Source organism: Bellilinea sp., from assembly GCF_034432615.1.
In the GTDB taxonomy this organism is placed as follows: Bacteria; Chloroflexota; Anaerolineae; order Anaerolineales; family Anaerolineaceae; genus Bellilinea.
In genome coordinates, this window is sequence record NZ_DAOUBL010000237.1 from 1 (window position 1) to 23,473 (window position 23,473).

The 23,473-nt window shown below is 49.3% G+C and carries 20 protein-coding genes and 1 tRNA gene; 15 read left to right on the forward strand and 6 right to left on the reverse strand.

Annotated elements, in window-relative coordinates; translation table 11 throughout:
* Positions 1–134: 134 nt before the first annotated feature.
* The 4 genes from VAE48_RS10235 to VAE48_RS10250 form a co-directional block, all read right to left on the reverse strand.
* Positions 135–464 (reverse strand): hypothetical protein, encoded by a 330-nt coding sequence (locus VAE48_RS10235; protein WP_322793227.1) that lies wholly within the window; start codon positions 462–464, stop codon positions 135–137.
* 61 nt (positions 465–525) lie between these two features.
* Positions 526–1,701: a sigma-54 dependent transcriptional regulator gene (locus tag VAE48_RS10240; protein ID WP_322793228.1), complete on the reverse strand. Its 1,176-nt coding sequence runs from the start codon at positions 1,699–1,701 to the stop codon at positions 526–528.
* Positions 1,702–1,703: 2 nt separating this feature from the next.
* Complete coding sequence (locus tag VAE48_RS10245; RefSeq protein WP_322793229.1) at positions 1,704–3,659, reverse strand: two-component system sensor histidine kinase NtrB; 1,956 nt, start codon at positions 3,657–3,659, stop codon at positions 1,704–1,706.
* Positions 3,660–3,661: 2 nt separating this feature from the next.
* Positions 3,662–5,062: a hypothetical protein gene (locus tag VAE48_RS10250; RefSeq protein ID WP_322793230.1), complete on the reverse strand. Its 1,401-nt coding sequence runs from the start codon at positions 5,060–5,062 to the stop codon at positions 3,662–3,664.
* 111 nt (positions 5,063–5,173) lie between these two features.
* On the opposite strand from VAE48_RS10250, the gene trmFO reads away from it, so the two are divergent.
* Genes trmFO through VAE48_RS10280 form a run of 6 tightly spaced genes read left to right on the forward strand, consistent with a single transcriptional unit; the run spans position 5,174 to position 11,478 of the window.
* Positions 5,174–6,538, forward strand: a complete 1,365-nt coding sequence (trmFO, locus tag VAE48_RS10255) for a methylenetetrahydrofolate--tRNA-(uracil(54)-C(5))-methyltransferase (FADH(2)-oxidizing) TrmFO (RefSeq protein ID WP_322793231.1) — start codon at positions 5,174–5,176, stop codon at positions 6,536–6,538.
* A complete protein-coding gene (locus VAE48_RS10260) occupies positions 6,535–7,431 on the forward strand; it encodes a M28 family peptidase (protein ID WP_322793232.1) in 897 nt (298 codons plus the stop codon). The genes trmFO and VAE48_RS10260 overlap by 4 nt, the downstream gene beginning before the upstream one ends.
* Positions 7,432–7,471: 40 nt before the next feature.
* Positions 7,472–8,722 (forward strand): HAMP domain-containing sensor histidine kinase, encoded by a 1,251-nt coding sequence (locus VAE48_RS10265; RefSeq protein WP_322793233.1) that lies wholly within the window; start codon positions 7,472–7,474, stop codon positions 8,720–8,722.
* Positions 8,709–9,896: an LL-diaminopimelate aminotransferase gene (locus VAE48_RS10270; protein ID WP_322793234.1), complete on the forward strand. Its 1,188-nt coding sequence runs from the start codon at positions 8,709–8,711 to the stop codon at positions 9,894–9,896. Before VAE48_RS10265 ends, VAE48_RS10270 begins: the two co-directional genes overlap by 14 nt.
* Before the next feature lie 20 nt (positions 9,897–9,916).
* On the forward strand, positions 9,917–11,260 hold the full coding sequence (gene hflX / locus VAE48_RS10275) for a GTPase HflX (RefSeq protein ID WP_322793235.1): 1,344 nt from the start codon (positions 9,917–9,919) through the stop codon (positions 11,258–11,260).
* A gap of 8 nt (positions 11,261–11,268) precedes the next feature.
* A complete protein-coding gene (locus tag VAE48_RS10280) occupies positions 11,269–11,478 on the forward strand; it encodes a hypothetical protein (RefSeq protein WP_322793236.1) in 210 nt (69 codons plus the stop codon).
* A 62-nt stretch (positions 11,479–11,540) separates the two neighbouring features.
* Here the strand turns inward: VAE48_RS10280 and rpmF are convergent, their stop codons facing one another.
* A complete protein-coding gene (gene rpmF, locus VAE48_RS10285) occupies positions 11,541–11,738 on the reverse strand; it encodes a 50S ribosomal protein L32 (RefSeq protein ID WP_322793237.1) in 198 nt (65 codons plus the stop codon).
* Between the two features lie 216 nt (positions 11,739–11,954).
* Between rpmF and secD the strand changes: the two genes are divergently transcribed.
* The 8 genes from secD to VAE48_RS10325 all read left to right on the forward strand — a co-directional run bounded on the left by secD (position 11,955) and on the right by VAE48_RS10325 (position 22,756).
* Positions 11,955–13,292, forward strand: a complete 1,338-nt coding sequence (secD, locus tag VAE48_RS10290) for a protein translocase subunit SecD (protein WP_322793238.1) — start codon at positions 11,955–11,957, stop codon at positions 13,290–13,292.
* Between the two features lie 11 nt (positions 13,293–13,303).
* Positions 13,304–14,242, forward strand: a complete 939-nt coding sequence (gene secF / locus VAE48_RS10295) for a protein translocase subunit SecF (protein WP_322793239.1) — start codon at positions 13,304–13,306, stop codon at positions 14,240–14,242.
* A gap of 112 nt (positions 14,243–14,354) precedes the next feature.
* Complete coding sequence (locus VAE48_RS10300; RefSeq protein WP_322793240.1) at positions 14,355–15,746, forward strand: MFS transporter; 1,392 nt, start codon at positions 14,355–14,357, stop codon at positions 15,744–15,746.
* 153 nt (positions 15,747–15,899) lie between these two features.
* A complete protein-coding gene (locus VAE48_RS10305) occupies positions 15,900–16,925 on the forward strand; it encodes an NAD-dependent epimerase/dehydratase family protein (RefSeq protein WP_322793241.1) in 1,026 nt (341 codons plus the stop codon).
* Positions 16,926–16,942: 17 nt separating this feature from the next.
* Positions 16,943–17,491: a hypothetical protein gene (locus tag VAE48_RS10310; RefSeq protein WP_322793242.1), complete on the forward strand. Its 549-nt coding sequence runs from the start codon at positions 16,943–16,945 to the stop codon at positions 17,489–17,491.
* 109 nt (positions 17,492–17,600) lie between these two features.
* Positions 17,601–19,481, forward strand: coding sequence for a molecular chaperone HtpG (gene htpG / locus VAE48_RS10315; RefSeq protein WP_322793243.1), 1,881 nt, complete (start codon positions 17,601–17,603; stop codon positions 19,479–19,481).
* Positions 19,474–20,454: a D-glycerate dehydrogenase gene (locus tag VAE48_RS10320; RefSeq protein ID WP_322793244.1), complete on the forward strand. Its 981-nt coding sequence runs from the start codon at positions 19,474–19,476 to the stop codon at positions 20,452–20,454. The genes htpG and VAE48_RS10320 overlap by 8 nt, the downstream gene beginning before the upstream one ends.
* A 190-nt stretch (positions 20,455–20,644) precedes the next feature.
* Complete coding sequence (locus VAE48_RS10325) at positions 20,645–22,756, forward strand: acetate--CoA ligase family protein (protein WP_322793245.1); 2,112 nt, start codon at positions 20,645–20,647, stop codon at positions 22,754–22,756.
* 61 nt (positions 22,757–22,817) lie between these two features.
* Here the strand turns inward: VAE48_RS10325 and VAE48_RS10330 are convergent, their stop codons facing one another.
* A complete protein-coding gene (locus VAE48_RS10330; RefSeq protein ID WP_322793246.1) occupies positions 22,818–23,237 on the reverse strand; it encodes a hypothetical protein in 420 nt (139 codons plus the stop codon).
* A gap of 150 nt (positions 23,238–23,387) precedes the next feature.
* On the opposite strand from VAE48_RS10330, the gene VAE48_RS10335 reads away from it, so the two are divergent.
* Positions 23,388–23,469 (forward strand) — tRNA-Leu (locus VAE48_RS10335).
* Positions 23,470–23,473 lie beyond the last annotated feature (4 nt).

The window sequence follows — 23,473 nt, forward strand, 5'->3', positions numbered from 1 at the left end:
GATGGTCTCTTTTCAAAGCCGAAAAAACGACCAGTACATCTTCCACGGGCAGGCTGGTTCTTAAAAATTCAAGGAGATCTGCTGAAGGCATAGGGGCTCCTTTTTTTGGGGTTTGGAGAAGGCGGGGAGTAAGATTACTGGATTTGAAATGCAAGCCCAAAGGCAGCTGCAATCATCAACATCCCAGCAATGATTAGAAACACGCCGATACCGGCTGTCGTGCGAACTAATTGATTGAGCGATTCGATCAGCCCGGAAGCGTTACCAATCAAACCGGCAACCTCTTCGGCTATTCCTTTTTGAGCCAAACGAGCAGTCTGTTCGGCGATACGCTTGATTTCTCCACCCAATACCCGACTGACCAGCACAATCACGCCGATCAACCACATGACAACGCCAAGTGCCAAAGCAACCCCAGCCGTGGTCAACAAAAAGTCATTTCTGGTCATTTCAAAAATCATCATACCCTTCCTCCCATGAATCTCTGCTGGAAGGGTATGATGCAAGAATTGTGCCAGACGCAATTTATCCGTTCAGGCGGGAGATGTCCGCCGGTAAATCCGGCAGGTCAATGGCTCGGCCTTCGCAAAATAGCATGGCGCGTTCAATCGCATGACTCAATTCACGGATATTTCCGGGCCAATCGTAAGCCATGAGCGCCTGCATCGCCCGCGGGGTAATATCATCCACGTTCACCCCCAGTTTTGCTTTGTATTGACGGATGAAAAACCCCACCAATTCAGGAATATCCATTTTTCTATCGCGAAGGGGGGGCAAATGTAAATCAACCACTTTCAGGCGGTAATACAAATCCTGCCGGAAACTGCCCTCCTGAATCATTTCTTTCAAATTACGATTGGAGGCTGCCAATACCTGAACATCCACCTGAATCAAATTTGTGCCACCCACCCGCCGGAAAGAGTGCTCCTCAATTGCCCGCAGTAATTTAGCCTGAATATCCAGCGGCATAGAAGAAATCTCATCCAAAAATAAAATTCCGCCATCTGCCACTTCCATCAAACCATTTTTACGTCGTTCAGCGCTGGTAAATGCCCCCGCTTCGTAACCAAATAATTCTGACTCAAGCACGGTGGGTTGAATTGCAGCGCAATTAATGGCAATAAACGGTTTATTGGAACGCGGCCCTGTGCTGTGAATAAAACGAGCAAGCACCTCTTTGCCCGAACCAGTCTCTCCGGTAATTAAAACCGAAACCTGAGCCTGGGCAGCTTTCTGTGCCTGACTCAGCAGCGACTCCATGGATGGAGTCTTGCCGACCACAAAAGAAATACTTTGTTTTTGACTCTGACGCAGGTGAGCCAGTTCCCTTCGCATCTGCACAATTTCACAGGCGCGGACGATGGAATTTTCCAGCTGGGTTAGTTGAATAGGTTTGGTCAGAAAATCATGGGCACCGTTTTTCATCGCATCCACAGCCATATCAATATCCCCATGGGCTGTGATGATGATGATCGGCGGACGATAGGGCATATTCTGCATCTCGTACAGCAGGCTTGGCCCATAACCATCCGGGAGCGATACATCCAAAAGAACCACATCACCATTTCCCCGTTGCAGGCAGGTGCGGGCATCATTCAGCGTTGGTACCCCGATCACTTCATACCCCAGCGGAGTTAAGTAATCGGAGATATTTTTCCTTGCATTGGCTTCGTCATCAACAACAAGAATGGTTATCGACATGATTATGCTTCCTCGCAGGCAGGTAGAAAAATACGGAATACGGTACCACCGGGGTAGCTATTGAATGTAATGCTTCCTCGATGGGCAGTTACAATGCGTTTTGTAATGGATAATCCCAAGCCTGTACCGCTGGCTTTTGTGGTGACAAAAGGTTCAAAGATTTTTTCGCGAATATCATCCGGAATACCGGGGCCATTATCCGAGATAGCAACTTCAAGATGAGGATGACTGGATACAAGCGTTGAAAGGCTGACCCGCACGCTTAGAATGCCGCCATTATCCCTCATGGCGTCAATCGCATTGCTGATCAGGTTATTGAAAACCTGATCCAATGCCCGCCAGTCGCCCTTAACCGGCGGTAATTTTTCAGCCGGCTGATAGATATGCTTGATGTTCAATCGCTCCATGCGGGGACGCCAGCGATTCAGAATACGCTTGATTAATTGGGGAATGTCCACCAATTCTTGTTTGGGTTCATAAGGTTTTGCGTAGCTCTTCAAGGCTTCCATTTGGTGATGCAGCCGCTCACAATCGCTTTCCATCCGCTTGATCAGGTCCTGAAGGGAATTTTCACTCGCCAATCGGCGCGAAAGAATTTGTAAGCCGGTTGAAATATTGTTAATTGGGTTAAGCACTTCGTGGGCAAAAACGCCCATAAATTCCCCCAAAAATGCCCGTTGTTCTAACTGGCGAGACTGAGCCAGAATTTGCTCATGTTCGCTGATATCCCGCACCAGAATAGCAGCCCCCGTCAATTGACCCTTGTCTTGAATCGGAAGAATTTTCACATCTGCTGCGAAGGTTTGCCCATTTCGGCGATGCAGGGTAATATTTTCCAGCAGAGAGGATACTTTGGTCGAGATTACATTCGCAAGTGCCGGTAAAAACCGGTCGGGCGTGATTAGAATGTTTTCTATGCGCTCTCCCTGAACCTCGCTGCGTGTGTAACCAAATAAAAATTCTGCAGCCGGGTTGATTTCGATAATCACCGATTCCGGGTCAACAACCATGACCCCTTCTTGAACTTCTTCATACACTGAAGAGTACAACTGAAGCGCAAATTCTCTCCGCGCTGATTCTCTTCTCAGGTTTTCCTCCAATACTGAACGACTGAACACTTGAGAAATATAAACTGCCAGAACTTCAATAGTTTCCAGTAAAAAGGGCGGGGGCTGAGGTTCCATTCCACCCACTACGATCAGCCCCTCCAAAGCATTTTCTCCTCCAATGGCAACACTGGCAACATAGCCAACACCGGCGATCCTTGCAGAACGATGTAAATGAGTGGTCATCCGCTTTCCCGGGGTCCATAACTGCGGTGTGGGTAATCGAATCAGGTCGGTGGAAGGTAAGGTATCGGGGAAGAGAGTTAATTCTTCAAGGCTGATTAACTTTCTTAACTCGGGGAACTCTGCACTGGCATGATAGATACAAATCAGATTGGTTTCAAACAAATTTCTCAAGATATCCAATAATTTTTGGATTGTAAGGAGCCAATCATCCGATGAATTTTCGACAATCCGGGGGATTTGCTGGAATGTCGTCAGTAATCTCTTTTGCCAGCTACCGCTCAGAAATTGAAGATCGCTCTGCGAGACTATCTTTAGAACCAGATATCCGGTTGGTTGATCCAAAACACTTTTTCGGATTTCCACCGGGATGTTCAACCGATTGCGGGTTTTTAATAAACCCATAGCACTTTCTGCCGTTAAAATCTCTTCCAAATCGGGATTTTCCAAAAGAGACTCTAATTTCTCGTTGATAATCTCTTGCATGGAGTAGGCCGAAAGCACCAGAAACGCACTGTTTGCCAGAAGGATACGGTTACCCTCCGGGTCATATACCAGCGCCGGTTCAGAGATCAATTCCAGTAAATTTTGAATTGCCCCGATAGTTTCAACCTTATTAATCTTGTTACCAAATAACGCCTGAATTGGACGACTGATTACATCTCTCATACCTAAACCTGATTGAGCCTGCGTAAATGGGCAGGGAGGATGCCTTCCATTGCCCGATACTTGGCAACTGTGCGGCGGGCAACTTCATAACCTTGTTGGGCAAGCATACAAGCCAGTTGAGAATCGCTCAATGGATTTTTTTCTTTCGAAATGATTTCTCGTAATGCCGTTCGCACATTTAGACTGCGGTCGAAGAAATTTGCCAGTGGAATGATTTTTTTATTGGGCAGTTGAACGGTTTTATTCGAAACCGCCCGTGAAATTGTAGATTCATGGACACCCAGTTCCTCAGCAAGCGAAGCGCGGGTCAGGGGTTTAATATAACGATCGCCGTAGATGATAAATTCCCGTTGAATACTGACCACCCTTTGCAACAAACGCTGCATGGTAAAGTTTCTCTGCTGCAAGCATTTTACAAACAATGCCGCACGTTCCAGATCATTTTTCATCCCCAAACGGGTTTCCTCATTGGCGAGGCGTGCAGCTTGACGAAAGAGAGGATTGACTCTCAAATACCCGCGAATCGGCAAAATAATCTCAACAACCAATGGATTCTCGGGTGAATTGTTCAAATAACTGATGATGATATCCGGGTGGTAGTACACCTCGCCGGCCTTGGGTGAAGGATTTCTGACATCCCCCCAATGTGCCCGCGCAGGAAATGGATTTAAGTTTTCCCCAATGAAACGTACTGTTTCGTGAACCTGATGCTGAGATACATTCAATTTTCGGGCAATTTCGGCATATTGACGATGGGTTAACATTTCCATCGCTTCTGCAATAATTCGGCGGGCTAATTGCGGAGTGGGTTTGCTTTCATCCAAAACATCCAGTTGAACCAATAGGGCTTCCTGCGGATTGGCAGAACCAACACCTACCGGCTCAGCCCGTTGGATGAGTTGCTTGATGCGCATCACCCTGGATAGTGGAACGTGAAAATATTGTGCAATTTCGACCGGTGCGATGGTTAAGAAACCATCCTCATCTAAGTGGGTTAAGAAAAATGCCGCAATGCGGCGTTCCTCTCCTTCCAACTCAACCGCAATCTGACGCAAAATATAAACAGGTAACTCTTCTACAATGGGAGAAACTGGTTCATCGGCAATCAAATCTGCACTTGACCCGCCAGAGGAGTAAAACTCTTCACGTGGCGAAACAAAAACTACCGGCTCATCCGCCTGCATACTCATCGGACGACTGCAAACCGGGCATTCACCCTGCCCGGGCAGCACCCGATGACAGGTTGGACAGCGGCGTTCTTCCACCAGTTCCAACGCCGGGTTGGTCAATTCCTGCTGAATTTGCTGGTAAAGTTCCCCCACCGTCTGGTTCAGGAGGGTCATTGTTTGCGTCAGATGTGCGGTGGTTACCGTTCGGATACTGGGACTCTGGATTTGAAACATGATTTCTCCCTGCTCCCTTAGAAGAGTATACTGATCAAGTGCAAATGGTGCAAGTTTTATGCCAGAGCAATTTGCTTCAAGCGTGGTAGAATTTGCTTTTGGAAGCGTAGAATGAAACAGATTACCGTTATTGGTGGTGGATTGGCTGGCAGTGAAGCTGCCTGGCAGGCAGCCGAATTGGGCTGCGAGGTCTTTCTCTATGAAATGAGGCCGGAAATCCCGACGGGGGCACATGTCACCGGTTTTCTGGCAGAACTGGTCTGTTCCAATTCGCTGGGTTCCAATCTGGTTGACCGCGCTTCCGGCTTGCTGAAAGAAGAGATTCGTCAGTTTGGCTCCTTACTGCTCCGATGTGCCGAAGCAACCGCCTTGCCGGCTGGCGGAGCATTGGCGGTTGACCGCGAAGCCTTTGCCCGATTTGTCACCGAGCGCATCACCAGCCATCCACGTATTCATCTTATCCGTCAGGAAGTAACCACCATTCCAGAAGGTATTGTGATCATTGCCAGCGGCCCTCTTACATCCCCTGCTCTGGCTGATGCCATCCAGAGTCTTAGCGGTGAAAATCGCCTTTATTTTTACGATGCTATTGCCCCTATCATCCACGTCGACTCGATTGATTTTTCGATTGCTTTTAAAGCCTCACGTTATGGGATTGGTGAAGAAGACGAAGGAGATTATATTAATTGCCCTCTAACCCGAGACGAATATTTTGCCTTTCTGGATGCCCTGCGTGCTGCCCAACGGATTCCCCTGCGCGAGTTCGAAAAGGATATCGAAACCGGCGTCCGCGCTGGAATGGACCGCTTCTTTGAAGGCTGTCTGCCTGTTGAAATTCTTGCCCAACGCGGTGATCTGGCGCTGGCTTACGGCCCCATGCGGCCGGTAGGTCTGAAAGACCCGCGCACTGGCAAACGCCCATTTGCTGTTGTACAACTTAGACAGGATAACCTGACAGCCACCCTCTACAATATGGTAGGGTTTCAAACCAACCTCACTTTTCCAGAACAGAAACGGGTTTTCCGCATGATTCCCGGCCTGCAAAACGCCGAATTTGTTCGCTACGGGCAAATGCACCGAAATACTTTCATCGCATCGCCATTATTGCTCCATCCCACCTTGCAAACCCGTCAGCGGGAAACGCTTTTCTTTGCCGGACAAATTACAGGAGTGGAAGGTTACATGGGCAATATCGCTACTGGCCTGCTGGCTGGCATCAACGCGGCCCGACTGGCTGAAGGACAACCGCCCTTCACTCTGCCCCGCACCACCATGCTGGGTGCACTGTGTCATTATGTTACCCACGCATCCATGAAAGATTTTCAGCCAATGAAAGCCAATTTTGGCATACTGCCCGAACTGTCAGAATCAGTCAAAGGTAAGCGTGCCCGCGCCCAGGCGCATGTTGAGCGCTCGCTGCGGGATTTAGGAATCTTTTTTGAAGAATGTGGGGTTAAAACACCAATAAACCCATGAAAAAATCTCCCCTCTTCTCTCTCGGCTTATTGATACTATTGTTAACTTTGGGGTTGTTCATCAGCACCCACTTTGGGGGTAATCCTTCAACGGTTTACCGCTTCAATAAAAACCGCGCCTTCAAAGATGTGGAAGTGCAATTGTCCTTTGGACCGCGTACTCCCGGCAGCACGGCCCATCAACAGACCATCGAATATATTGCTGAACAAACCCAAAATGCCGGCTGGCAGGTAGAATTACACCAAACCCAACGCCTGGGACACCCCATTACAAATGTGATTGCCAGGCGTCCCAATCCTGGTGGGAAACAGATCATCATTGGGGCTCACTTCGATTCGCGTTTCTACAGTGATCAGGATGAGGATTCTTCTCAGCGCTCTCAACCCGTTCCCGGTGCAAACGATGGCGCTTCGGGTGTTGCCGTCCTCCTGGAACTTGCCCGCAGTCTGCCAAGCAATCTTCCGGTGGAAATCTGGCTGGTATTTTTTGATGCTGAGGACCAGGGTAACATTAGCGGCTGGGATTGGATTCTGGGTTCAAGTGCTTTTGTCGAAGAAATTCCTATCAACCCCGCTGCTGTGGTGATTCTGGATATGATCGGGGATGCCGATTTAAACATATATCTCGAAAGGAACTCAAATCCTCAACTCTCCGGTCAAATTTGGGAAACTGCCCGTGAATTGGGCTTTGAAAAGTATTTTATCCCGCAGTATAAATACAGTATTCTCGATGATCACACACCTTTTTTGGAGAGAGGGTTTCCGGCAGTTGATGTCATTGACTTTGATTATCCCTACTGGCATACCCGTCAGGATACCCTTGACAAAGTTTCGGCAGAAAGTTTAGGAATCGTTGGAGAAACGATTCACCGCTGGTTAACCACTTACGAATAACACTTGGATAAAAATCAGAAAATAGCATAAACTTAACCTAATGAGCGAAGTCGAACTTTTGAGAACCATTCAACCCATCTGGGTTAACCGCGTTGTTCAATCCATGGCCCGCGGAGCGGGTTTGCGCGAAGACCTGCGGATACAGGCTGAGTCTTTTTTCACCAAACTTGAGCAGGCTCTTGAAACCGGCGATCCCGCATGGCTGGACCCCATCCTCACCGATTGGTCGCTCTCATTAACCCTCACCGATTTAGAAGTGAGTGCCAGCAGCGTATTGAAATTCACGATCTTGCTCCAGCAAATTACCATCGAAACCTGTCAGGAAGTCCTCGACGATCATCAAGCGCTGTTGATGATCACCACCTTGCTGCCGATTTTTCATTACATCATTGAAAAAAGCGCGCAACTGGAGATGGAAGCCAAAGTCAGTCACCTGACCGCTCAGCTGGAGCAAACCCGTCAGAATCTGGAAAAACTGGACAAGAGCAAATCCGACTTCATTGCGGTTGCCGCGCATGAATTAAAAACTCCTCTTACGCTGATCGAGGGTTATACCGCCATGCTTCGCGAAATGCTTGAGCAGCAAAACGGCATAAACCACTACCTCACCATGGTAGATGGCATTTCCAATGGCGCACGCCGGCTGCGTACAATCATTGATGACATGATTGATGTTTCTTTGATTGATAACCGCTTGCTGAGCTTAAACATCCAACCCGTATGGATCAATCGGCTGCTGCAACTGCTTCAAGCCGAATTACAATCCGCTCTGCAAGAACGCCATCAAACCCTCATCATCCAATCCTTTCCCGGCGTTGATGAATTAACCTTTGCAGATCCCGAAAGACTTTTACAGGTTTTTCGGAATGTGTTGGTTAATGCCATAAAATTTACTCCCGATCACGGCACAATTACCATCAATGGACGAAAATTACCGGGATTTATTGAAGTATCCATTACCGATGAAGGAATCGGGATTGATGCAGAAGATCAGTTAATCATTTTTGAAAAATTTTCCCGCATTGGCAATGTTGCACTCCATTCCAGCGGAAAAACCAAATTTAAAGGCGGTGGACCCGGCTTGGGATTACATATTGCCAAAGGAATTATTGAAGCGCACGGTGGTGCGATTTGGGTTGAATCCAATGGCTATGATGAAGAAAAATGCCCGGGTTCAACCTTCCACATACTCGTACCACATCACCTTGAACCACCGGATATGAAAACCGCGCGTTTATTTGCCTCTTTATTAACCCCCTCAACCAAGACTGGTGCCTATGAATCAGAATAAGTCCATTTCCCGCCCGGCAGAGCGAATTGCATCGTTCAAGCCCTATTATTTCGCCAGCCTGAGCCAAAAAATCACGGAGCTTAAAGCGCTTGGCATGGACGTGATCCGGATTGATATGGGATCACCCGATCTCCCCCCAGCAGATTTTATTACAGATGCTTTAATCTCAACCGCCCGCCGCCCGGATGCTCACGGCTATACTCCCAACGGAGGCACGCTTGCCTTCCGCAGAGCGATTGCGGCCTACTATGCCAACCGTTTTCAAGTAGATTTGGACCCGCAAAAAGAAACCATAGCTCTCCTTGGGTCAAAAGAAGGGATTTTCAACCTCAGCCAGGTATGTATCAACCCGGGCGAGATTGTACTGGTGCCCAACCCTGGCTATCCGGTCTATCAGTCCAGCACATTGATCGCCGGAGGGCAGATTTATCCCATGCCTCTGCTCCATGAAAACCATTATCTCCCTGATCTGGATGCCATCCCCGAATGGGTGTTGGAACAAGCTCGATTGATGTGGCTGAACTACCCCAACAACCCCACCGGTGCCGTTGCGCCGCTTGCTTTCTTTGAAAAAGCCGTTGAAATCGCTAAAAAGTATCAGATATTAATCGCCCACGATGCGCCCTATGTGGATATCTGCTACGATGGCTATAAAGCGCCCAGTATCTTGCAGGTAGCGGGTGCCAAAGAGGTCGCTATTGAGTTCAATTCGTTATCAAAAACCTACAACATGGCAGGCTGGCGATTAGGCATGGCTGTTGGTAACTCAGAGGTAATCCGCTACTTGCACACCTACAAAAGTCAGGTGGATTCATCTCACTTTGAGGCGATTTTACAGGCCGGCATCCTTGCCCTCACCGGAGATCAGTCCTGGCTGGAGGAACGCAATCAAATCTACCAACACCGGCGGGATATTGCCCTGCATGGCTTACGCGAAGCCGGTTTCCGCGTAGAGACGCCTCCCGCAGCAATCTATATTTGGGCTCACCTTCCTCAAGGTTATACCGATAGCACTGCCTTTTGTTCTCAGTTATTAGAAGAAGTCGGTGTTAGCGTTACACCGGGTGTCGTTTACGGTAAATACGGCGAGGGATACATCCGCATATCTCTGGGTGTTTCCACCGATCGCTTGAAAGAAGCCGTTGAACGGATCAAAAACTGGTTAAGAAAGTAGAAAGAGAAAAAACTACCTGAATGTCAAAAAAAATTGCTGAGCCAACCCAACCGCCGCGTGAACGCGCCATCCTTGTCGGAGTTGATTTGACCGGCGAACCGGGCTTACTTCCATTAGAAGACTCCCTGGCAGAGCTGGCTTTGCTGGCTCAGACCGCCGATGTGGAAATCCTGGGTGAAATTACCCAACGGTTGGAAAAACCGAATCCGGATACTTTTATTGGTTCGGGTAAAGTTGAAGAAATCAAAATGCTGGTGGAGGAAACTCAAGCCGACCTGGTCATCTTCGACATTGAACTTTCTCCCCGCCACCAGCGAGAACTGGAAGAGCGTTTTGGTGATCAGGTGCGAGTTATTGACCGAACAGCGTTGATACTGGATATTTTCGCACGTCACGCTAACACCCGTGAGGGTATCTTACAGGTCGAACTGGCTTATTATGAATACCGTCTGCCGCGCCTGACCAGAGCGTGGACACACCTTGCCCGTCAGGCCGGCGGTGGTGGGGGCCGAACCGGCTCAAGCGGCGGAGTTGGTCTGCGTGGCCCCGGTGAAACCCAGCTGGAAGTTGACCGACGCGAAATCCGCCGACGCATTGCCCGCCTCAAGGAAGAATTGGAAAAAGTACGCGCTCACCGCCAGCGGTATCGCGAGCAGCGCCGCCGCTCCAATATTCCCATTGTAGCCCTGGTGGGCTACACCAATGCCGGCAAGTCCACCCTGCTGAACACGCTCGCCGGGGCGGATGTCTATGTTGCCGATCAGTTGTTCGCCACACTCGACCCGACCACCAGGCGTGTGGAATTGCCTGGCGGACACACCGTGCTTTTCACGGATACGGTTGGTTTCATCCAAAAATTACCCACCCAGTTAATTGCCGCTTTTCGGGCAACGCTGGAAGAAATTACCGAAGCCGACCTGTTGGTTCATGTGCTGGATGTCACTCATCCCAATGCATGGGAACAATGGAAAGCCGTTCAACAGACCCTTCTGGATATTGGCTGCGAGGATATCCCCACCATTACAGCCCTCAATAAAGTGGACCGCCTTTCAGATGCCGAATTCATCCGGAACGCTTTGAGTCGATTCACCAGCTCGGTAGCAATTTCCGCAAAAACCGGGGAGGGTCTGCCCAATTTACTGCGCGAAGTCGAGAATATTCTGTTTGAAAACTTTGCTCCCATCACAGTGTACATCCCCTATCGGGAAGGTCAACTGATTGCCCAGTTCCATGAGTTCGGAAAAGTGGAAGAGAGTCAGCCTTTTGGGGAGTATATTAAAATCAAAGGCTCTTTACCGGGTCGTTTACTGACTGCCTACCGTCCATATATGAAGCGCCCCACCCCGGCAAAAAACGAGGTTTAATATTCAGCATGCTAGAAAGTCTCTCGCATTTTCTGGATAAGGTTTCTTCTTTCCTTGCTAACCGTAAAGGGTTGCTGCCGTTGATTGGCCTGGTCTTGATTCTGGTCAATTTTATTTTGCAATTTGTCGCGGCTGGCTGGCTGGTGGAGAGTAACTTGTTCCTGCATCTTGGTTTGCTGTTGGCTATCATCGGGTTTATGCTTGCCTGGGCGCTCTAATAAGCAGAAAAAGGCTGCCCGTTTCGGCAGCCTTTTCTCATATTCGTTAATCAGGCTTCGACTTACTTCTTTTTCTCGGCCTTTTCCATACTGATAATTTCACGACCCTGATAATAACCGCAATTGGGGCAAACTGTATGCGGCAGGCGCATCTCACCACACTGGCTGCATTGCACCAGATTGGCGTTTTGCAGAGCGTCGTGCGCTCGCCGCCGGTCCCGCCGTCCTTTTGAAAGTTTCCGCTTTGGAAGTGGTACCATTCCGTTACTCCTATCTTCACTAGCCAGTTTTCGGCAAATTTCCAATTCAAAAAGCCGCCCTATTGTACCTTCACCCATTAAGAACTGTCAAGTAAAAATTCCAAAATCGCTCATTGAAGTAAGCCGTGTCCCTACCAAACCTGCACCAATGGGAGTATAATCTCCCCCATCGCCAGCGGAGCGCTGGCATTTGCATGAATCGGAGGCCTGGCATTAATGAATCGTCGTCTTGTCAATTTGATCCTCATCATTCTAATTTTTGCTCTGGCGGTCTGGGTAGATTTACCAAACAACCCGGGAATTAAAATCGGTTCTTTCGAGAAAAAACTGGAAGCGGTGCTTGGCTTGGACCTGCGCGGTGGAATGCAGGTAATTTTGAGCGTCCCCCCGGAAATCGCCGTGACCCAGCAAAACCTGCAGGATGCAGCCACTATTCTGGAAAATCGCTCCAATGCGCTGGGTGTCAGTGAAGTGGTTTTCCAGACAGCTGGTGAGCGAATCATCGTTGGTGAATTTCCCGGCGCTACGGACGCCGAAGAGGTCATCAATCCCATTCGTCAGGTTGGGCAGCTGGAATTTGTGGACACGGGGAATACCCCATTACCACCCGGCACCGAGATTTTAACCGACTTTGGGCTGGCAGAACCGGTCACCGAACCCACCGAGGAAAATGGCAAAATTCGCTACCATACCATCCTTACCGGCAAGGACTTAAAATCGGTTGGTGTTGTCCGCGGTCAGCTCAATGAGTATGAAGTTGCCATTGAATTCAATCCGGATGCCGGTAAAATTTTTGAAGAATGGACAACCCAAAATGTTGGCAAATATCTGACCATTGTTCTGGACAAAAAGGTTATCTCTTCACCGGTTATTGAACAACCGATCAAGGATGGTCAGGGCGTCATTCGGGGTGGTTTCACTGCCGAAAGCGCCAATTCGCTGGCGGTTCAATTGCGCTATGGTTCGCTGCCAATTCCGCTGAATATCGAACAGATTCGTGTCATCGGGCCTACCCTGGGTCAGGATTCACTGGAAAAATCCCTGATCGCCGGTCTAATCGGCTTCTCCATAGTCATGTTATTCATGGCAATTTACTACCGCGTGCCCGGTTTGGTGGCTGATTTGGCGCTGGTTTTCTACGCCTTGGTGACCTTTGCAATTTTCAAAATCATCCCGGTTACGCTTACCCTGCCGGGTATTGCCGGTTTCCTGCTCAGCACCGGTGCAGCACTGGATGCCAATATTCTCATCTTTGAACGCTTGAAAGAAGAACTGCGTAACGGACGAACTATTCGACAGGCCATTGATCTCGGCTGGCGGCGCGCCTGGCCCTCCATCCGCGATTCAAACATTGCTGCGCTCATCACCAGTGGTATCCTGTTCTGGTTCGGCTCGGCCTTCGGCGCCAGTTTTGTCAAGGGTTTCGCCCTCACACTGGCGCTGGGAGTAGCAGTCAGCCTTTTCACGGCTTTGTTTGTCACTCGCACATTGTTGGGCCTGTTCCTTGAATCCATCAAGGAACCTGAAAAACGCCCCGAATTATTCGGAATATAGAGGCAACCACGATGTTAGACATTCTTGGAAAACGCTACTACTTCTTTGCTCTTTCTCTGCTGGTGATTTTGCCCGGCTTGATCATTTTAGCCATCAATGGCTTGCCGCTGGCGATTGACTTCAGCGGCGGCACCATTCTTGAGCTCCAGTTCCCGACAACCAACTTGCCTCCTACCGAGGAAGTGGTACAAATTTATAATGAATTGGGTTTTCGCGAAGTTCAGGTTCAAACCGCAGCCGGTCCGTCCGGTCAGCGTGATATTCTGGTCATCCGCTCTCCTTTCATGGATGAAGAGGCAAAGATCAAAGTTGTCAATACAATGGAAGAAAGATTTGGGGTTGAGCAAATTACCGTTAACCGCTTTGACAGCGTTGGTCCGGTCATTGCTGCCCAGGTCACCAACCGGGCTGCTCTGGCCGTTGCCGTGGCTGCTCTGGCGGTAGTTCTTTACATCACCTACGCCTTCCGCGGCATTCCTCATGCCTTTCGCTATGGGGTGTGCGCTATCATCGCCATGATTCATGATATCCTGGTGGTTTTCAGCATTACCGGTATTGGATCAGTTTTGTGGGGTTGGCAGATGGACTCCTTATTCCTGACCGCCCTGTTGACGGTGATTGGTTTTTCTACACAGGACAAAATCGTGGTGTTTGACCGCATCCGTGAAAACAGTTCCTTTTTACGCAAACTGCCCTTCGAAAAACTGGCCAACCACTCCATTGTTCAAACTCTGCAGCGCTCAATCAATACCCAGTTAATGACGGTGGAGTTTATGCTGCTTGCACTGGCATTGTTTGGTGGTGTAACCCTGCGGGAATTTGCGATCATCTTGCTGGTCGGTCTGTTCAGCGGGACGTACTCTTCGATCTTTGTGGCTGCGCCTATTTTGGTTGTGTGGGAAAACAAAGAATGGCGCACGTGGTTCCGCAAGCAAAATGCCAGCGCCTGATTTCCTGACGGGGAGTCTTGAAATTCCTTGAAAGAGTCTAGACAGGGTTTCGGAAATTCTTCGAAACCCTGTTTTTTTTCAAACTCAACATCAGATCGAACGGAGTCACTGGATGGAAACCACAACTATTGAAGAACGAATCCCCTGGAAAAGTCGCATTTGGATTTCGTTGGCCGATTCATCCGTTGCAATGCTGCAAACCATTGTTGGCGGAGGGGCTCTAACCTATTACTTTACACGTGTGCGCGGTCTCGACCCGAATCTTGCCGGCCTTGTCTGGTTGCTTTTCGGCATCTGGAACGCCGTGAATGACCCTTTGTTCGGGTTTATCAGCGATCGTACCAAATCTAAACTGGGGCGGCGGCGACCTTACATCCGCTACGGCGCACCTATACTGACCCTCGGATTCATCTTCCTGTGGCTGGATCTACCCACCTCGCAGGGAGTCATGTTTTTTCAATTGCTGATCGGCTTGTTTGTTTACGATATTCTTTACACCGCCATTGCCACCAGCATCTACATCATGCCCTATGAAATGGCGGTTTCCAACAAAGCCCGCAGCAGTATTTTTATCTGGAAGATTATCTTCATGATCTTTCCAAATGTTCTGCCTTTTGTCATTGCTGCAATTCAACCCGGACCGGGAGATGACCCCACCAACTATCGTATTCTTCTGATGGGCATGGCCATTTTCCTTGGGTTGATTGTGTTCCTCAGTACCTTCTTTTATGAAGAAAAAGTGTTTACCCAACAGGAAGAGCAGTTTCCCTTCCTGAAATCTCTCAAAGAGAGTTTTTTGAATTTCGCTTTCGTTATCTTTCTGGTCGTCAGTTTTACGGTCATTTACATTCAAACCAGCCTGATGCAGGGGGTTGCCTATTACTTCGATGAAATCATGATGACACCCCTGCCGCTTTATCTCGGACTGGCAGCCGGGATTGTGTTTGGCATTTGGTTCTGGATCCGCAAGCGCGATCCGTGGGGAGTGAAAACCTGTGTGAGAGTTTGGCTGGCAGCATTTGCGGCAGGTTGCTTAATCATGCTGCTTGGCGGTAAGTTGCTGATTCCAGCCGTAATCGGATTTTTCCTGATTGGTGTCGGTTTTGCCGGTGGAATGTACCTCATCCCGATTATGAATGGGGATGTCATTGATTATGACGAACAGCGCACCGGACTGCGCCGCGAAGGAATGTATGCCGGCATTAATAGTCTGGTCACCAAACCGGCCATCAGCCTTGCTCAGGCAGCATTCTTGTGGATTTTGCAGGCAAATGGCTATGACCCTCTCTTAACCAAAGGGCTGCAATCTCCACAGGCGGAAAACGGCATATTACTGGCATGGATGCTGATTCCGGCAATCCTGTTGACCATCAGCTGGCTGACGATGCGTTGGTATCCCCTGGCCGGAAAACAGTGGGACGAAATCAAACAACAGCTTTCCGTGATACACGAAGAAAAAGAACGACTGGCATTGCAAAAATTACATGCCAAAACAGCTGACTAACCCCTTGCAGTTGAAAATGATGACGTTTGTAAGGTGACAGGTTGAACTTAACCGATACAATTAAGATGTGACTGAAGAATAACCTTTCAGTCTTTTGATCAATTTGCCAGTTTCTATCCCATCCAATCCCTTCCCGGAGAAAGCGAGAATCCCATGCGCAAAGAAGTGGTTTTAATCACCGGCGCGAACGGTGAAATCGGTCATGGCTTGATCACTCATCTTGGCAGAGAAGGCAAAGTGGATATTGTTGCTTTGGATGTTCAGCCGCTGGATGAATCCCTGCGACCTTACTGCCTGCGTGCTATTCAGGGTGATATTCTGGACGGCATGTTGCTCGGCAGACTGGTGGCTGAGTTCGAAATCCGCACCATTTATCATTTGGCTTCCATCCTATCCACCAAAGCAGAATACAATCCTGAAGCTGCTCACCGCGTCAATGTGGAAGGCACGCTTAATCTCTTACGACTGGCAGTAGAACAGTCGGCATGGCAGGGCAGACCGGTCAAATTTCTGTACCCATCTTCCATCGCCGCCTACGGTTTACCCGATTTAGAAACCAAACACAGCGCCGGAAAAATTAAAGAGTGGATGTGGCTTGAACCGACCACAATGTACGGCTGCAACAAACTGTATTGCGAACATCTTGGCCGGTACTACACCCGTTATTACCGCCAGCTGGCAGCCGATCATACCCCCAACACCATTGATTTTCGCTGTATTCGTTTTCCCGGCTTAATCAGTGCAGATACAATTCCAACCGGCGGCACTAGCGATTATGGCCCGGAGATGCTGCACCATGCTGCTCAGGGAATTCCATATACCTGTTTTGTTCGCCCGGACACCTGTTTACCATTCATGGCAATGCCCGATGCGGTTCGTTCGCTGTTAATGCTGGAAAGCGCCCCCAAAGAAAATCTGAAGCATCTGGTATACAATGTAACCAGTTTCAGCCTCACCGCTCAGGAAATTTATGAGATTGTGATCAAGGCTTTTCCAAAAGCCCAGGTTACCTTCAATCCACACCCCAGCCGGCAGGCTATTGTGGATTCATGGCCGGCGGATGTGGATGACAATGCCGCCCGAAAGGACTGGAACTGGTCTCCAGAATATGATAAGGAACGGGCTTTCAACGAATATCTCATCCCGGCCATCAAAGAGCGCTATTCAGTCAGGGTTTAGATCTGCCGGAGGACCTGATGAACGCCTCAGAAAAAATCACCCTTACTCCTGCAGCCGATGAAAAAGTCATTCCATTGATGGTGTATATCCCCGGCAGATTGATCTGGGGAGAGGCAGTCGTCAAAGAAGCCATTCGGGTCAGCACTTGGTTGAGAACGAATGTTGCTCCTGAAGTTTTGACACTTTTCAATGCAAAAATATTAATTCCCACTGCAGGGGCGAAACTGAAACCGATTTCCCATCCCGAATTGAGTATCTTTGTCACTCAGATCCTTGCCTATCATCTCATACCTCCCCATCAGGAACCACCCGACTTCGACCCCACCGAGCCAAATCGGGTCATGGAACCGGTCACTCTTTGGGTGGACACTTTTCGATTTGAAGGACATCTGCGCCTTTCAGCGCTTTCGTCGGTGAGAAAATATCTGGACGTTACCCGCGAGGCATTTACCTCGCTATACGATGTAGAGATTTCCAATCCTCTCCTTCCGGAGATGGGAAGCTTGAAAGTGCCTTACTTGATTGTCAGGCAAAATATGGTGTTATACGGTAAAAAAGCCGGTTAGCAGGTAAATTTTTTTTGCACTTCTCGCAAACTCGAATTTTGATAAAAATCTAACAAAATTCGATTAATATGGTGTCGTCAAATTCGGAATATTTTACGGAGGACGAAAGATGTCTCAACCGCTTTCAGAAGTTCATGGACAACCGATACCTTTCAAAGCCGAAACTCGTCAGTTATTGAACATCCTCATCCACTCGCTTTATACCGACAGGGAAGTTTTTTTGCGGGAGCTGATTTCCAACGCTTCGGATGCTCTGACCCGCTTACATTTCGAATCGCTGACCAACCGCGAAATCATTGACCCCGAAACTGAGTTAGCCATCTGGATCGAAACCACCCCCCAGCAAAGAGAGCTGATCATCCGCGATAGCGGAATTGGCATGAATGCAGATGAACTGGCACAAAACCTCGGTACGATTGCTCATTCTGGCGCAAAAGCCTTTTTAGAAGCGCTTCAAAAAGAAGAGGCTAAAATAAACGACATCATCGGTCAATTTGGGGTTGGTTTTTATTCCGCCTTCATGGTAGCAGAGAAAATTGAAGTCAACTCTCGCTCCTACCGCCCTGAGGATACCCCGGCGCGCTGGGTTTCTTATGGTGAGGACACCTTCACGATTGAACCTTCCGAAAAGAAAGAACGAGGAACAACCGTAAAAATTTACCTGAAAGAAGATGCCGCTGAGTTTTGTGACGAACACCGTATCCGCCAGATCATTAAGAAACACTCGGATTACATCCCTTTTCCCATTTATATTGGCAGCGATAAAGAACCCGCCAACCGCCGCACTTCTTTATGGAGGCAGCCGCCTCATCAGGTTAGCGAAGAAGAATATCGGGACTTTTACCGCCAGTTCACCCTCGATTTTCAGCAACCGTTGCATAAAATTCATCTCTCCATTGACGCGCCAGTGCAGCTGTATGCCCTGCTCTACATTGCCGCCAGCGCAGAGCGCAACCCGTTTGGTCTGAGGAAAGAAGAGGGATTGAAACTCTATGCCAGAAAAGTGCTGATCCAGGAATACTCCAAGGACCTCTTACCGCCTGCCTTCCTTCACTTTGTAGATGGGGTGGTGGACTCGGAGGATTTACCCCTCAACGTATCCCGCGAGTCGATCCAATCCAACCGGGTCATGGCGCAAATCAAGCGAATTTTGACGAACAAAATTATAGATACCCTCAAGACTCTGGCAAAGGATAAGCCGGAAGAATATAGCCGCTTTTGGCTCACCCACGGACGCAGCATCCGCGAAGCAATCGCCACCGATGACGAACTGGCTATCGCCCTACAACCGCTGCTGCGCTACCACTCCCTCAATCACCCCGAGGAGTGGATTTCACTGGAGGATTATCTGCTTAAATCGCCAGCCAGTCAGACCTGCATCTATTATCTAATCGGCGATCATCAAAAAAGTCTCGAAACCAGCCCGCATCTGGAAATCTTCCGCAGCCGTGGATTGGATGTCCTGTTCATGACCGATCCTCTCGATCCATTTGTCCTCCTGCGCATCCCGCGCTATAACGGGCATGAGCTGGTCAACGCAGCTGGCGAAGATTTGAAATTGCCCAAGGAAAGCCCTGGCGAATCTCCAACATCATCTGCAACCGACCAAAATGGCGAGGAGATTGTTCAACGCTTTAAGAATGTACTGGGTGAACGAGTTAGCGCTGTGCGCCTTTCAACTCACCCGTTGCAGGCCCCGCTCCGCCTGGTTATCCCGCAGGGTGCCATGCAACCTGAAATGCAAAAGGTTTTCCGGCTGCTCAATCAAAGCTTTGAGCCTCCCAAACCAATCATCGAACTCAACCTTCAACACCCGATTATAAAGTCCTTACTCCAATTACCAGTTGCTGCGCCGCTTCTCAATACAACCATTGAATTACTCTATGAAAACGCTTTGTTGATGGAAGGACTACACCCTGATCCATCTGAAATTGCACCACACATTCAAACTCTAATACAACTGGCCCTGGAGAAACAGGCTGATGAATAAACCACGTGTATGGCTAACCCGTTCGATTTATGAACCTGCTGTAAAAAAATTATCTGAGTATGCGGAAGTGGAAATCTGGCCGGCGGAGAATCCACCTCCGCCGGAGGTCATTGTGGAAAAAGTTGAAGGTATAGAGGGACTGTTGACCATGTTGACCGATCCAATCACCGCAGCTGTGATTAATCATGCTTCCCGCCTCAAAGTAATCAGTCAAATGGCAGTGGGATTTGATAACATTGACATTGAGGCAGCCACTCGACAAGGGATTCCGGTGGGTCACACCCCCGGTGTTTTGACAGAGACCACCGCCGATTTTGCCTGGGCTCTGCTGATGGCCGCTGCACGGCGTGTGGTCGAAGCTGACCGGGAAGTTCATCAAGGAATTTGGCGGGCATGGGGACCGGATGTACTCACCGGTGTGGATGTATATGGCGCCACATTGGGTATTATCGGTTTTGGTCGAATTGGAAAAGCGCTTGCCCGCCGTGCCCTCGGCTTTTCAATGAGAGTCCTCTACAATGATCCAAAACGAGATGAGCAGGCTGAGAAAGATCTTGGAGTGGAATACCGCGATCTGGATACGCTGCTTCAGGAATCGGATTTCATCAGTCTGCACACCTACTACACCGCTGAATTGCATCACCTCATCAACCGTCAGCGATTTGCCCGGATGAAAGATGGCAGCATCTTCATTAACACCGCGCGCGGTGGTTTGGTGGATCATGAGGCACTTCTTTGGGCGCTTGAGTCGAAAAAACTTGCCGCCGCAGCATTGGATGTCTTTGACCCCGAACCCATTCCAGGTGATCATCCTCTGTTGAAATTTCCAAACCTGATCCTTACCCCTCACATTGCCAGCGCAAGCGCCCATACCCGGCAAAAAATGGCGATGATCGCAGTGGATAATCTCATTGCCGGCTTGCGCGGGGAGCGTCTCGCTTTTTGTGCCAACCCACAGGTTTACAATGCTTAATCACCCAACAAATAATGATGAAAATACTTCAAAAAAGGGATTTTTGTTAACTCAAAATTCGTGACAAATGCGGTATCCTTATAACAGTTTGACAGACAACCTTGCAATATTCTGACCTTTGCCATTTTATCCTTTTAGCGAAGGCGACAGAATTCGAATCTATCATCATATTCTTTCAGGAGGCACACTCGTGGATCAAAAAGCTCTGGACGGCCTGCTCAGGCCAGATAAAATTGCGGTGGTGGGTGCATCTGCAACCCCCGGTAAAATTGGGTACACAGTTTTGAAAAATTTGCTCGAAGGCGGCTATCAGGGGAAAATTTATCCTGTTAATCCATCCGCAACCGAAATTCTGGGCTTAAAAGTATATCCCACCATTCGTGATATCCCTGAAAATATTGACGCTGCCATTATCACCATCCCGGCAAAGGCGGTCATTTCCACCATTGATGAGCTGGGATCTAAAGGTGCAAAGGGCATGATTGTGATCACCTCCGGCTTCAGCGAAGTAGGTTTAAAAGAACTGGAGCGGGAACTGGTTGAAAAAGCCCACAGTTATGGCATTCGCGTTCTCGGGCCGAACATTGTTGGTGTGCTCTCAAATTCCGATAAGATGAACGGCTCGTTTGCTCCCTTCCTGCCGCTGGAAGGCAAGGCTTCGCTGGTATCTCAATCTGGGGCGTTGTTAATTGCTATTGATGCAGCCAGTTACATTCGCCGGGTTGGCTTTGATAAGCTCATTTCCATCGGTAATATGTCCGATGTGGACTTTGCGGACCTGATCACCTGGTTGAACGGCGACCCGAACACCTCCTGTATTTCTCTGTATATTGAAGGGTTCAAAGATGGACGACGGTTCATCGAAGCAGCTCGCAACGCCAGCAAACCCATCATCGCTCTCAAAGCAGGTGTTTCGGCTCATGGCGCTGCTGCCGCCGCTTCTCATACCGGTTCGCTCGCCGGTGCCGCTAAAGTTTATGGCGCGGCTTTCCAGCAAGCCGGTGTAGTACAGGCAACCGACCTGAACGACCTGTTCAACCGCACTCTGTCTCTTTCTCTTCAGCCGCCCATGAAAGGCGACAACTTATTGGTGATCACCAATGGCGGCGGTGTAGGCGTTTTGGCAACCGATGCGGCCGAAAAATCGGGCGTGCCGCTGAAATTCGCACCGGCAGATGTGCAGGCTGAATTAAAGAAACACATGCCTGAATTTGGTTCTGCTAAAAATCCGGTTGACCTGACCGGTATGGCTGGCACAGAATGGTATCAGGCTTCTATCCGCTTTGCTTTTGCCCATCCATGGGTGGATGGTCTGGTGGTGCTCTATTGTGAAACCGCCATGACCGATCCGCTGGAGATTGCCAAGGGCATCAAGAAAGCGATTGTCGATTCTGGCGTGACCGATAAACCGGTCACAGTTTCCTTTGTTGGCGGGGAAAAATCGGAAGAAGCCATGCGCTGGCTGGTTGAAAATGGGATTCCAGCTTATGGCGCACCGGATCTGGCAGTCAACGCCATTGCTGCTCTGCGGGAATATGCGCGCATGAAAGAAATCGTAAGAGAAGAAGCCATGCCCTGTCTGGCTCAGGATCGTGAACGTGCCTTGAAAATCATCAACAAAGCCCGCAGCGAAGGGCGCGACTCACTGACCGAGATCGAGGCCAAAGAAGTATTCGAATGCTACGGCCTGCCCGTAACACCCACCCGGCTGGCGCGCAACGAAGATGAAGCCGTGGCACTGGCTCGCGAAATCGGTTACCCGGTTGTTATGAAAATCGTCTCCCCTGACATCCTGCATAAATCCGATGCGGGTGGTGTACGGGTCAATATCAAAGACGATGCCGGCGTTCGCGAAGCCTTCAAAGTCATCATGAAAAATGCCAAAGAATACAAGGCAACCGCCAACATTCATGGAATCGCCGTGCAGGAGATGGCACCCTGGGGAACAGAGGTCATCCTTGGGTCAGTGAACGATCCCACCTTCGGCCCAACCATGATGTTTGGTCTGGGCGGTATTTTTGTGGAAGTGCTCAAGGATGTTACGTTCCGCGTTGCACCGGTAACTTCCAGTCAGGCATTACGCATGTTGGACGAGATTCGCGGCGCGCCTATCATTGCTGGTGTGCGCGGCGAAGCTCCGCGTGACCGGCATGCGCTGGCGGATGTAATCTGCCAGTACTCCACCATGATCCTCGATCTGGCAGATGAGGTCAGTGAATCGGACGCTAACCCCGTGCTGGTCTATGAGATGGGTAAGGGATTGAAAGTTGTGGATGCCCGTATCATCCTCAAGAAAAAGTAAATCAGATTGATCGGAACAATAAAGGGCTGGGCATGGTAATCTACTGCCCGGTCCTTTTTGTTTATTTCTGATTTTGCAGTAATCGCTGCCAGGCGCCAACCCACGGTTGACCGATTCGATTGCGTTCGGCAACTTGAACTTTTTGCAGTTTTTGGGCAATCCGCACCGAAAACATCGCAACTTGATTCCAATCCTCTGTCCTTAATGCCTCCAGCATTCCCCGCCCAAGCTGATTAACCCACTCCCATTCCATGCGAAACCGCTCAGCTTTGACCCAATAGCCCCGCTTTTCCCAGGCCTGTACCGAAACATCAATGGTTTCGCCAATTTCAATCAAAGCCAGGCCAATAAACGCCGCCAAATCCCGCGTATTTTCATCAGCCTGTTCCTGTTTCATCAATTCCCGGATCGCTAAAACAACCCCTTTGGTTAACTGAGTTCGTTGCTTTCCGGCGCTCTCCGGGTTTATTAATCGGCTCATAGCGCTCCTCGATGATAGAAAGATTGGCGCTATTATACCAGCCCGGTTTTGGAGATAGAATAAAAATTCAAATTCAAAATTTTTGATAAGCTAACCCGGCGTTATACTCCTGTGACGTGTTAGGTGGTATAATTGGGCGCGCAAACTCGTGGGGAAGTGCTGGAACTGGCAGACAGGCATGACTTAGGATCATGTGCCGAAAGGCGTGCGGGTTCAAGTCCCGCCTTCCCCACTCA

Coding starts and splice junctions, on each gene's coding strand:
- VAE48_RS10330 (WP_322793246.1), bottom strand. CDS start 23,237: ATGAGCCGATTAATAAACCCGGAGAGCGCCGGAAAGCAACGAACTCAG.
- VAE48_RS10240 (WP_322793228.1), bottom strand. CDS start 1,701: ATGTCGATAACCATTCTTGTTGTTGATGACGAAGCCAATGCAAGGAAA.
- VAE48_RS10260 (WP_322793232.1), top strand. CDS start 6,535: ATGAAAAAATCTCCCCTCTTCTCTCTCGGCTTATTGATACTATTGTTA.
- VAE48_RS10320 (WP_322793244.1), top strand. CDS start 19,474: ATGAATAAACCACGTGTATGGCTAACCCGTTCGATTTATGAACCTGCT.
- VAE48_RS10280 (WP_322793236.1), top strand. CDS start 11,269: ATGCTAGAAAGTCTCTCGCATTTTCTGGATAAGGTTTCTTCTTTCCTT.
- VAE48_RS10270 (WP_322793234.1), top strand. CDS start 8,709: ATGAATCAGAATAAGTCCATTTCCCGCCCGGCAGAGCGAATTGCATCG.
- htpG (WP_322793243.1), top strand. CDS start 17,601: ATGTCTCAACCGCTTTCAGAAGTTCATGGACAACCGATACCTTTCAAA.
- trmFO (WP_322793231.1), top strand. CDS start 5,174: ATGAAACAGATTACCGTTATTGGTGGTGGATTGGCTGGCAGTGAAGCT.
- VAE48_RS10235 (WP_322793227.1), bottom strand. CDS start 464: ATGATGATTTTTGAAATGACCAGAAATGACTTTTTGTTGACCACGGCT.
- VAE48_RS10310 (WP_322793242.1), top strand. CDS start 16,943: ATGAACGCCTCAGAAAAAATCACCCTTACTCCTGCAGCCGATGAAAAA.
- secF (WP_322793239.1), top strand. CDS start 13,304: ATGTTAGACATTCTTGGAAAACGCTACTACTTCTTTGCTCTTTCTCTG.
- rpmF (WP_322793237.1), bottom strand. CDS start 11,738: ATGGTACCACTTCCAAAGCGGAAACTTTCAAAAGGACGGCGGGACCGG.
- VAE48_RS10250 (WP_322793230.1), bottom strand. CDS start 5,062: ATGTTTCAAATCCAGAGTCCCAGTATCCGAACGGTAACCACCGCACAT.
- VAE48_RS10300 (WP_322793240.1), top strand. CDS start 14,355: ATGGAAACCACAACTATTGAAGAACGAATCCCCTGGAAAAGTCGCATT.
- VAE48_RS10265 (WP_322793233.1), top strand. CDS start 7,472: ATGAGCGAAGTCGAACTTTTGAGAACCATTCAACCCATCTGGGTTAAC.
- VAE48_RS10305 (WP_322793241.1), top strand. CDS start 15,900: ATGCGCAAAGAAGTGGTTTTAATCACCGGCGCGAACGGTGAAATCGGT.
- VAE48_RS10245 (WP_322793229.1), bottom strand. CDS start 3,659: ATGAGAGATGTAATCAGTCGTCCAATTCAGGCGTTATTTGGTAACAAG.
- secD (WP_322793238.1), top strand. CDS start 11,955: ATGAATCGTCGTCTTGTCAATTTGATCCTCATCATTCTAATTTTTGCT.
- hflX (WP_322793235.1), top strand. CDS start 9,917: ATGTCAAAAAAAATTGCTGAGCCAACCCAACCGCCGCGTGAACGCGCC.